We start from the raw sequence: 9,904 nt of genomic DNA, 5'->3' as shown, positions 1-9,904 counted from the left end.
ACGGCCTTTGTGGGTATGATGGCGGTGGAGCATAATTGGTTAAGTCATCTAGAATCGGAGATGATACATAACCCAGAGGCTGCGCGAAAGACAGCGGAAGAGGCAAATCATGTAGCGGAAAGAGCTTTTAAGGAGGCTATTTCCTTATTGGAGGAATATATATGGGGTCCCTATTTTGATGGAACACCCTTGGGACAATATATGGAAAGGGGAAATGCTGGGCCTTTATCTGACTATAAAGCTTGGGTTATAACAACCAGAATGGCAGAGGAGGCTCGGGGTCAGGAGTTTTTAAGAGACCCCAACTTATATAAATCTTACCTTGCAGGGCAGTTTGTCCTTTTAACACAAGAGGGCGTATTGAACTTGATTGGTGTTAATACAGTGGCCGAACAATTGGAGCCTCAGAGCTTTTGGGATAAAGCGGGTCGTGTCTTCGTTATTGGGGGTGGGATTGTTAAAGGAGCTACGTTTGTTATAAAAAGTGCCTCTGGGGTTAATCTTGCTTTAAAAGGAAGTGGGGTCCTTACAGCAGAAGAAACCCTTGGTTCTGTATTACGGTATTCTGCTGAAAAGACAGGACTTGGAGCAAAGTCGACAGGTATGTCGAAAGGTTATCATCCTGCCTATATTGATAATCAGATAAAAGGATTTAAAGCGGAACAGGCAGCTATTCGAGAATTGCAAGGAAATGGCTACCAAATTTTAGAATCTAAACTTCCCGGAAATCGAGGGATTGATGTGGTGGCCATTAAGCGGCATCCCAATGGTGACATCAAAGATATTCTTGTGGTAGAGTCAAAATATAGAACTTCTGGGAATGTCAAATTACCTCATACAAAAAATGCAGGACAACAAATGAGCGATGGTTGGATTGATATCAAAATAAAAGAGATGAAAGGAGCGGCTAGTTTGAAGATAAAAGATACAGGAGATTTATTGCACTCCAATCAACATCTTATTCGTCGTAAAGTAAATGTTTTGGATGGAAAAGGCGTTCATAATTGGGAAAAAGGAACTAAAAAACTTCCTTTAACAGAAAAATTCAAGGAGTAAAAATGCCAGGAATGATCATAAGAATGGAGGAGATTGCGCAAAAACGTAGACATAGCTTATTAAGATCAAAGGAAGAATTTGAGGAAACAGGAAAATGGCAACCTCTTACAGATCAGATGAATGATCATCGTTTTTTAGCCGTTGCAGATTATATAAAAACAAAAGACGTAAAAATCTTTAGGGAACACCTTTCGAAAGCTGCAGGATATCAGTTGGAATTATTTGAACGAGCAAAGGCAGGGGAAAGGATTTCTGAGTGTTATGTTGATATTTATTGCTTTAAACACCTATTAACTGCTTTGGCGAGTGGAGATTATACCATTTTTAAAAAATTCAAGCCGTATGTTGAGCATTTAAAAAGCCCTGGGCACCCCTTTACAAAAAAATTCTTTAGAGTTTTAAGAGATTTTGTTTGTGAAGATTCAGTGGACTTAAAAGGCGCCATTGAAGATATGAAAGAATATTTTGCAAAAAAATACAAATCTTCTTACGGCTATGCTCTGGCCTTTGAGGCTATTGAGAATAAAGATAAAAGAGCTTTTGAAGAAGCATTTTCTCTTATCCTAAAGAATCACAAGCGTATAGGTGAATTTAGGGATAGCGAAGACGAAGTGATTGCTCTATGGCCTTTGGCCCTAATCAACTTAGCTCGATTCAAAGGTCTTGATGTTCACGCAGATAATTTCCTTATTCCAAAAGAATTAATTATTCAATAGTTTTTCTTATAAAAATTTTTCAACATTTACAACAACTGCTCCATCGCTACTCTTCCCGTTCTGACGCGTAATTTTATATCAAGCACTGTGCAGACGGGGGTCCAAACGGGGCTGACTACTGCGATAAAGGGAGAAATGGACGGTGGGCTCGCCCTCCGAATGATAGCAGCAGGGACCATAGGAGGAACTTTATCCAACAAAATAGGGGATGCCCAAGGCTCATTGAACTTTTTTATGCATAAACTTATGCATGCGGGGGCCGGTGCCATCACAGGTGCCATTCTAACCCCAGATGACATGAGTCGTGGGGCCAGGGCCGGTGCTATTGGGGCAGCCGCGGCTGAGATGATTGCGGAAATGGCGGGATATCTTAATGGTCTGTACGAACTTACAAAAGAACTAAAACAAGAGAAAGCCGCGCGAGGAGAAAGTTTGAGACGGGAGGAGCTCAATGAAGAAATCAAGGTACGAGCTCGTCAGAGTGGACTAATTGGGCAAATGGGATCTGCTCTGGTTGTTTACTGTGCAAAACAAGACATTGCGGTTTCCATTTTTACGGCTAACGCAGCGATAGAAGAAAATTACCTACTGCATGCTTCAGAAATCTATGGCCCCATGGAAGAACTTGAATACCAGGCAGAAAATGATCTGCTTGTTAGAGAGAGCTTACTCAAAATGAAAGGGTATGAACTGGAATTGTTGAGCATGCCCTTAGTTGCTGGAGCAAGTTTTGGTGGAGTAGCTTGGGAAGGTGGGAAGTTTGTTGCAAGAAAAGCGTTTAGAGACTGTCTTCAAAACTTAAAACAAGAAGGAGGAATCCAGCCCTTGGGGAGATCTCGTCCGAAAGTTATGTCAGAAAACATGGGACGACCAAAAGTAACCACTAGCCGAACTAACCCAACTGGTGCTAGGGTGAAGGAAGTTGGTTCTACTATTGGTAGAGCCGGAAAACAGAAAAGATTAAAAGGGTTAGCCCAAGATGACAAATTGGGATCAGCGGACAGAGGGTGGTTGAAGCAAGAGAAAAATTTAATTCTAACCAAAAAGCGCACCACTCTTCGCGTTCCACCTGGGAAAGAACTAGCCCATAAAAGAGGATTCGAAGCTTCTAAAGGTTATGATTATTCCTACTCCAACTTGCAAGACAAAATCTTGCACAGACTTCAACACAAATTTGATGGGATGGGCAAAAATGCTAAAATTAAATAAAAAAGAAATCGAGAATGTAATAAATTTACCAGGAGGTAAAAGGTACAAATATTTTATTGGTAGGGTAGCAGATATTGGGAAAATGTGGGGTTTGTACGACAATGGTTGGGCTTTAGCTGGTGGCGACGCTATGCCATTAATAGCTCTGTGGCCAGCCCCAGAGTATGCTCGCCTATGTGCCGTTAGTGAATGGCAACACTATAAACCTATGGAAGTAGGTGTTCATGACTTTTTGGACAAGCATTTAGAAGATTTAAAAAAAGATAAAATTGGCTTAGCCATTTTTTATACCCCTGCTGATAATGGAGTGGTTCCAACTTACGAAAAATTTGAAAACGATTTGCGATACGAATTGTCTAGGATTGAATAAAGGGACTACCAGGAAAAGAGCTGGCTTATCGACGTGTAAAACCTGCTAAAGATGACTACAATTATGATCATGCAGATCTTCAATCAGGAGATTTGCATAAAATGCAACATAAATACGAAGGCTATAAATGATAAAAAATGAAATAGAGTCCCTTTCTAAATGCGTTGACAATCTAAAAAATAAGTGGGGTGGAGACATTACATTTTTTCCTCCTACTTTTGAAGAAACTCTTAAGAATTTCGAACTTGTCGCGGCATACAAACTTCCAGAAATTTTTCACTGGTTTTATTTACAAAAAAACAATGGACTAAAAATAGATAACAAGGGAATTTTGGGGTGTTATGACAAAAATATTAAAAAAACCTATGTTGAAAATTTAGAGAGATTTAATGATCCTAAAAAAGAAATATATTTTCAGGGTCGACCTGAAATCTTTAATGACTATTTAATTGTAGGATATGATCATCTTAATCTTATTTGTTTAAGTAAAAAGTACAATTTTGAAAATCCCTTACTTTATATTTGTTCAAATCCTAATAGTAAGAAAGGAGTTGATTTTTACAGAACAACCCTTACCTTGGAGGGATTCCTGAAAAAAATAGCAACGGATACTTTTGACGATGATGGAGACTTTGATCAAGCTGTTTTAAAATGAGAACTAAGGTGTCAAAAATTACTAAAGGCAGTAAGCTGTCTTTGCCCATTGAAAAGAATTTGACGGAATAATCAAGATGATCCACATCGCTCTATTCCATGGTATGAAGGTCGTACGGATATTAAGCCCACACCTAGTGTTAAAACTGTGTATTTATTCGATGGTCGCTCAGTACCAAGTGATGCCGTTCCAAGCTGGGCAACTCGTACGTATGCAACCAGAGAAGAAATACCCGGATATAAGCAAAACTATCCTCAACCACAAGCATACACCCTCGCGGTCTCATCAACTAGACAGGCCGCGCGCGCATCGTCGGCGCAACCATTCAAGTGGTGTGGATGTATGCCCTTCGACGCTGTCCCCGGCACTTCTCATCATCCCGGATGCCCTGTGGCCCACCCCTTATGGTAATGGATATATAGGTTACTCGGTTTCACTATCAGAACGTTAAACTTAGAAAGCCTATTGTTTTATAGTTCATTCTGGAATATAATCCCAGACTGAACTATGGAGCAAATAAAATAAATGAAATTAATTGGTAGAAGTGTTGAAAAAGAAGTCCTAAGAGATCTATTAAATTCAGATAATCCGGAGTTTTTAGCTATATATGGAAGACGCAGAGTAGGTAAAACATATCTTGTACGGGAATATTTTAGCAACAGCAAAAAAGCCCTATTTTTTAATATTACTGGATCTAAAAATGGGAAATTATCCTCTCAAATTGAGCATTTTACTGATGAAATAGGTAAAGTTTTTTACGGAGGAGCTAACCTTTCTCCAGGTAAAAATTGGGATAAAACTTTTAAAATCCTCACGACTGCCATAGATAATCTTCCTAAAAATCAAAAAATAGTCCTATTTTTTGATGAGTTTCCCTGGATGGCAACTAAAAATTCTCGGGTTTTAACAACCTTGGACTATTATTGGAATCAATATTGGAGTCGCAATAAAAGAATAAAACTCATTATTTGTGGCTCTTCTGCCTCTTGGATAGTAGATAAAATTCTTAACAATAAGGGTGGGCTTCATAACAGACTTACACGTTCGCCTATGCGTCTTCTTCCTTTAAACCTAGAAGAAACTAAAAAGTTTTTAAAAAGCCAAGAAATAGATATGACTCCTGCCCAAATTACGCAGCTTTATATGGTGACAGGTGGGATTCCCTATTATCTAACTCATGTAAAAAAAGGGCTTTCTGTAGCCCAAAATATTGATCTTTTAGCCTTTAAAAAAGATGGGCTGCTTACGAGAGAATTTGACAACCTATATTCTTCTCTATTTGACAACCACGACATCTATGTGGATCTGATAAGGTTAATTGCTGAACATAAATATGGATTAGGGCAAGAGGAAATATTAAAAAAAATATGGGGAAATACAAAGGGAGAAGGGGGGATTAAAAAGCTAAAAGAACTCCAAGATACAGGCTTTATAATGAGGTTTAAACCTTACTTGCATAAGAAAAAAGGCATTTATTATAAAATAATAGACGAATACACTCTGTTTTACTTAGATTGGATAGAGCCAGTAAGAGATGGACTGCTTCACAGTAAACTCTCACAAGGATATTGGGAAAGACAACAAGACTCTCCAAAATGGCGTGTCTGGTCGGGATATGCTTTTGAATCCATATGCTATAAACATATAGATAAAATTCAGACTTCTTTGAATATTGATGCGACTGCTCTCCCTTCAACTTGGAGGGCTACTTCTCCTCAAGAATATGAAAAAGGTGCTCAAATCGATTTATTGTTTGATCGCACAGATGACTCAATTACTCTCTGTGAAATTAAGTTTACGCGTCAACCTTTCGGTATAGATAAAGCATATGCTGAAGAATTGGAAAATAAAATCAAAGTCTTTAAGGAGATTACTAGAACAAGAAAACAAATTTTTCTTTCTATAATATCCGCTTCAGGTCTAAAAAAATCTAGGTATTCCCAAGAATTAGTTTCAGGAGTTGTGACGTTAGATGATCTTTTTTAATGTTTATAGTTCATCCTGGAAATGTATTCCAAAAAGAACTATAACCTCAGAAGGAGTTACATCATGGTAATCTCAAATCCTTAATCAAAACCCATGTCTACATCCTTACCTGATCTTTTCACAGACAACTTTACACCCTCTCAAAAAGCAATTCCATTTTGATTGGGTATAGATTATACTAAAGGAATAAACCAAAAAATACCAACGGGAGGAAACGTCAGTGTCTAAAATTCGTATAGTATTCTTATTGATTGGGGTCTTTGCCTTAAGCAGTACAGCTATGTTGATGCCGGGTATTTCTGGCGGAGGGTATGGGGTTGTTCGAGGACCTGGATTTTATGGGGCGCCTCCTGGATATACTATGGGCATGAATATGAACCAACCGGGGATGATGCCCCCTAGCTATAGTTATCAGGGTGGAGGTATGGGAATGGGTGGATACGGTCAAGGCAGTTACGGCGGCGGGAGTGGATATGGCCCAGGGGCTCCTCAAACGGTTGATCCCTCTCTTCAAGGTAACTTTTTGTCGATTGAGGCCAGTAAGGTCATTGCCCGATGGGAAAATAATAAAACTCAAGATGATGCGGTTACTGACTTTACAGCAGCCTATGTGGTTATTAAAAAAGATCGGGATACATTGACAAAATATATTAGCAGTCAAATGGGAGACCCCTCAACCGCCCAAAAAGTACAGATTTTACTGAATTTTGTTGAGATGAAAGTGGCGATTCAAGAGGTAGAAGCGGCCCAAAAGGTTCTGCCAAACCTGATTTTTGCCCTGACCTCTAGCCAAACGAACGAGCAACCGAGTGTTAAACTGAACGTTTCTGGGGCTAAACCGATTATTATCAATAAAGACTGGATCATCGCCAAACTGAAACAGCTTGAAAACCTGCTTTCAGGATTTAGCAATTTGCTAAACAACAGCCCCGGCATGGCCCAAAACTTACCACCCGAGCTGGTGGGATTGGATGCGACCTATTCCCAAGCACAGCAAATTATAACTTATTTACATCAACAGAAGAACTGTTTTATAGACCCAACCCAGGCTTATTGCATCGCCGTTGACCCGAAGACGCAGAGGAATGCGAATAATCAGAATAATGTGAGCAACCAACAGGGTGGGCAGGACAGCCAGTACGATTCTAACGGCAATTTAATAGGGGACCAATCACAGCAACAATACTCTGATAATGGGAACTAATTAGACAGAAAATCCCCCTTTCTACTGATGAGAAAGAAACGCTTGTTCCTTTATTAATTCTGCCTGAACCAAAGGAAAATGGAGTTTGAGAGTAGACGACAAAAGTTCTTTTTTCGGTTCAACCATAGAAAATTTCAAGCCAATTCTAGTAAAAAATTCCTGCGCGGCATCGGACAAAGTTCCAAAAACGATGCAGCTTGCGGGAAAATGAAGAGAATGGGTCATTGTGCAGCCTAAAATAAAAGATTTTAGGGCTATTAGGGCAGGTACGCTGCTTATTCCTGTTGAGACCCATACCTTGTTAATACCTTCAGGAGAAGTTAAAAAATGGAAAGGGGTTTGATCTAGATGCATAAACTCTTGGGCTCTCAGTAATGGAAAGAGGTGCCATTCATTACATGCAGGAGAAATTTTCTTTGCCTCTAAGAATCGTCGATAAACATGTTCTTCTATTTTTAATACTTTGTGCAAATTGCCAAGAGTTACACTGGTGTAATCTGTCGGTACTACGCCAGGTAGTCCATGATATACAAGGCAAGCCGCATACACATGTGAATTCTGGTCTTCAATACGGGTTTTCATTTGTTCAAAAAAACATACCCCCTGTAGAGTTTATGAAAGAACTTATGACAGGGACAAAAAATTGGACAAAAGAGCAAATTTTAAGCAAACCTGTATCTATTGCAGATGTAGGGTGTGGGTTGGGATTTAGTGCGGCTTATTTTGTTTCAGAGGTGGTAAAAGTTTATGATTCTGAACCTGGATGGACGTTCACGTCTCCTATAGCGCTTGATCTCTATGATATCTCTCCTGAACATCAAAACGCTCTTCAGCCTCTAGCTTCTTTGATCAATGAGGCATATCCTCAGTATTTTCATGTAGAAACCTCTGTGCATGATGCGGGAGAACCTTTTCCTTCTAAGAAATATAGGGCAGTCTTTGCCTTCAACCTGATGCACTACGTACCTGAGTCTAAATGGCCTACTGTCATACAGAATATTGAGGAAATTTTAGAAGTTGGGGGGACGCTGTTTGTTACAACAGATCACTACCATATTGCTACTTGGACTACAGAACAATGTCAAAGGTTGGAAGGAGCAGCAAAAGAGAGAGCAGAGAATCCATCTCTTTCACCCTTTGTTTCTTCACTTGTTCCCTTGGTGAATCCTATATACGGAGATCAGTTTCAGACAAGAACTTTAAATTCTTCTTTTGATCCCTTTTTAAAAGACCCAAAAGGGTATGTACCCGGAGCCCCAAAAGGAATTGAGGACATTGATATTGAGGCCGTTGGTCCTATTTTGAGAAGAAGTGCTAGAGAGCATCTCAAACTCAGAGAAACTGTAGGCCTATATGATGGAGAAAAACTAGCAGAGACGCCTGTAGAAGAAGTGATGGCTCGGTTAAAAGATGGACGTCTCTTTATTCAGTTGGGAAATTATGGATTTGATGAAAGCCTACTAGAAAAAGCAATTCTTGCCAATTCCAAAGGAACACTGGCACGGCTAAAGATCTCATCGTGGACCAAAAAGCTTCTGAAGAATCGTGATGGATACCTATCAAGTGTAGGGCTAACATTTACAAAAAAGTAAATCATTTTGGAAAAATTTGCGTCGATAATGGACTGAATTGAACTAAAAGATAACTTTTCTCTGTGACCCGCATAAATACAAGGGTTCCAAGGGATTTTTATCTCCCTATGTGTCATTTACACACGTTTACTGGAGGCATACCAATTAGACAAAATTTTTGGTCAAGCAGAAGGGCCCGTTGCTATGACAATACTTCTAGCTCAATCCAACTTTAGAGACAGCAAACAAAACGCAGCATGGATGGCAAAAAAGTTGATAGAACTGGGAACAACTCCAAAAACAGGCTCAGAACAAATGGGGCAACTATATAAAATTTTCTTGGAAAATGAATTGAAAGAATATTGTTTGGAGCACAATAAAACTTTTGAAGGGCAAGCTGATATGTATGCGGAACTGATTAGAGGGGACTTAGGGAGTCCAGACAGCCATTTGAAACCGGCATTGGGCGCTGAGTTTGCGAAAATAAAGGCTGCTCGTGAAAGAAAGCAGCCTACTACATCAAGACCCAGAAAATCTGTAGAAAGACCAGAAAGAACCCTTCAACCTGTTGGAGAAGAACTTATAAACTTGTTGGAGGAGAATCCAGAAGATGGATTAGCAGAGGACCCAGAAGAGATATGGCTAAGAATAACAAAACAAAGCACACGTAACTAAGTTCTAAAGAAAAAGTACCTGAACAAACTTTTATAAACAGATAGGCAAGTCCCGTTCCGCCTGCCAGCAAACAAATCAACCGGCTATGTTCTAGTTTTTCAGCTGGAGCGTGCGATTTCGCCTCAGCCTCATAAACAGGTTCCGGTTGAATGGTATAGGTTTGAAGGGAAGCCTTTTCTACTTTACTAATATACCATACAGTCAAGGGAATCAGGATAACTAGTGTACCACACAGAAAAAGATTTAGGGGTGAAAACAATGTTTCTTGAATAGGAATTAAACGACCAATAAATTCTTCACTAAAATTACCTTTGGTTGCCACAATCAGGGGAATGGAGGCAGAAAATCCCCCATGAAACAAAAGAAATCCACCGTAAGCACTAGCCACCATCAACCGGAAGTTCGCCTTTGGAAGAACCCTAATAATTTCGCGACAGAGCAAACTAGCCACCACCAAACCAA

The 9,904-nt window shown here is 39.6% G+C and carries 11 protein-coding genes; 9 read left to right on the top strand and 2 right to left on the bottom strand.

Features of this window, described 5'->3' with window-relative positions:
* Nucleotides 1–189: 189 nt before the first annotated feature.
* The 7 genes from WCG05_05520 to WCG05_05490 all read left to right on the top strand — a co-directional run bounded on the left by WCG05_05520 (nucleotide 190) and on the right by WCG05_05490 (nucleotide 7,196).
* A complete protein-coding gene (locus WCG05_05520; GenBank protein MEI8321441.1) occupies nucleotides 190–1,056 on the top strand; it encodes a hypothetical protein in 867 nt (288 codons plus the stop codon).
* Between the two features lie 2 nt (nucleotides 1,057–1,058).
* Nucleotides 1,059–1,772, top strand: coding sequence for a hypothetical protein (locus tag WCG05_05515; GenBank protein MEI8321440.1), 714 nt, complete (start codon nucleotides 1,059–1,061; stop codon nucleotides 1,770–1,772).
* 234 nt (nucleotides 1,773–2,006) lie between these two features.
* Nucleotides 2,007–2,981 carry a polymorphic toxin type 8 domain-containing protein gene (locus WCG05_05510; protein ID MEI8321439.1) on the top strand — a complete coding sequence of 325 codons (975 nt, stop codon included), beginning with the start codon at nucleotides 2,007–2,009 and terminating at the stop codon, nucleotides 2,979–2,981.
* Nucleotides 2,965–3,351, top strand: a complete 387-nt coding sequence (locus WCG05_05505) for a DUF2750 domain-containing protein (GenBank protein ID MEI8321438.1) — start codon at nucleotides 2,965–2,967, stop codon at nucleotides 3,349–3,351. Before WCG05_05510 ends, WCG05_05505 begins: the two co-directional genes overlap by 17 nt.
* 127 nt (nucleotides 3,352–3,478) lie before the next feature.
* Complete coding sequence (locus WCG05_05500) at nucleotides 3,479–4,006, top strand: hypothetical protein (GenBank protein MEI8321437.1); 528 nt, start codon at nucleotides 3,479–3,481, stop codon at nucleotides 4,004–4,006.
* Between the two features lie 525 nt (nucleotides 4,007–4,531).
* Nucleotides 4,532–5,992, top strand: coding sequence for an ATP-binding protein (locus WCG05_05495; protein ID MEI8321436.1), 1,461 nt, complete (start codon nucleotides 4,532–4,534; stop codon nucleotides 5,990–5,992).
* A gap of 220 nt (nucleotides 5,993–6,212) precedes the next feature.
* The gene (locus WCG05_05490; GenBank protein MEI8321435.1) at nucleotides 6,213–7,196 is read left to right on the top strand and encodes a hypothetical protein; all 984 of its coding nucleotides are present in this window, start codon (nucleotides 6,213–6,215) and stop codon (nucleotides 7,194–7,196) included.
* A 21-nt stretch (nucleotides 7,197–7,217) separates the two neighbouring features.
* On the opposite strand, the gene WCG05_05485 is transcribed toward WCG05_05490, so the two are convergent.
* Nucleotides 7,218–7,778, bottom strand: a complete 561-nt coding sequence (locus tag WCG05_05485; GenBank protein ID MEI8321434.1) for a hypothetical protein — start codon at nucleotides 7,776–7,778, stop codon at nucleotides 7,218–7,220.
* Between the two features lie 44 nt (nucleotides 7,779–7,822).
* Between WCG05_05485 and WCG05_05480 the strand changes: the two genes are divergently transcribed.
* Both WCG05_05480 and WCG05_05475 read left to right on the top strand, forming a co-directional pair.
* A complete protein-coding gene (locus tag WCG05_05480) occupies nucleotides 7,823–8,788 on the top strand; it encodes a class I SAM-dependent methyltransferase (protein ID MEI8321433.1) in 966 nt (321 codons plus the stop codon).
* A 183-nt stretch (nucleotides 8,789–8,971) separates the two neighbouring features.
* Nucleotides 8,972–9,442, top strand: a complete 471-nt coding sequence (locus tag WCG05_05475; GenBank protein MEI8321432.1) for a hypothetical protein — start codon at nucleotides 8,972–8,974, stop codon at nucleotides 9,440–9,442.
* Here the strand turns inward: WCG05_05475 and WCG05_05470 are convergent.
* Nucleotides 9,348–9,904 (bottom strand): TIGR00366 family protein (locus WCG05_05470; GenBank protein ID MEI8321431.1); only part of this gene is annotated, 557 nt, incomplete at its 5' end. The genes WCG05_05475 and WCG05_05470 overlap by 95 nt on opposite strands.

This window comes from Alphaproteobacteria bacterium, assembly GCA_037146715.1.
Taxonomy (GTDB): Bacteria; Pseudomonadota; Alphaproteobacteria; order UBA7879; family UBA5542; genus JBAWWO01.
This window is presented reverse-complemented; position numbering and strand designations above follow the sequence as displayed.